The following is a 508-nucleotide window of genomic DNA, read 5'->3' as shown; positions in this document are numbered from 1 at the left end:
CGCCCAGGCGGTCGCCGAGCACGCCCTGGGCCTCGCACTGGACGTGGCCCGCGGGATCAGCCGGGAGGACCGAGCCTTCCGCTCCGGCACCGAGCGCTACGTGGCCGACGGCAACGCCGACGCCGTGCTGCTCCGCGGGGCGCGGGTCGGGCTGATCGGCTACGGCAACCTCGGTCGCGCCCTGCGGCCGCTGCTGGAGGCGTTCGCGGTGGATCTGCAGGTCCACGACCCGTGGCTGCCGGACCGCGCGCTGGCCGAGGTGGGGCTGGTGGCGGCCCCGCTGCCCGAGCTGCTGCGACGCAGCCAGTTCGTCTTCGTGCTGGCCACCGTGACGTCGGACAGCGAGCACCTGCTCGGCGCCGACCAGCTGGCCGCCCTGCCGGTCGGGGCCCGCTTGATCCTGGTCAGCCGCGCCGCCGTGGTCGACTACGACGCGCTCTGGAGCGAGCTCGACGCGGGTCGGATCCTCGCCGGCGTGGACGTCTGGCCCGAGGAGCCGGTGCCGGCC

1 protein-coding gene is annotated in these 508 nt (G+C 76.0%); it reads left to right on the top strand.

From position 1 onward, the window contains the following. Positions 1 to 508, top strand: a 508-nt coding sequence (locus I6F37_RS38650) for an NAD(P)-dependent oxidoreductase (RefSeq protein WP_276573799.1), incomplete at both ends; no start/stop codon positions are given.

The sequence above is a fragment of the Bradyrhizobium sp. NBAIM08 genome, from assembly GCF_020193935.1.
Classification (GTDB): Bacteria; Pseudomonadota; Alphaproteobacteria; order Rhizobiales; family Xanthobacteraceae; genus Bradyrhizobium; species Bradyrhizobium yuanmingense.
This window is presented reverse-complemented; position numbering and strand designations above follow the sequence as displayed.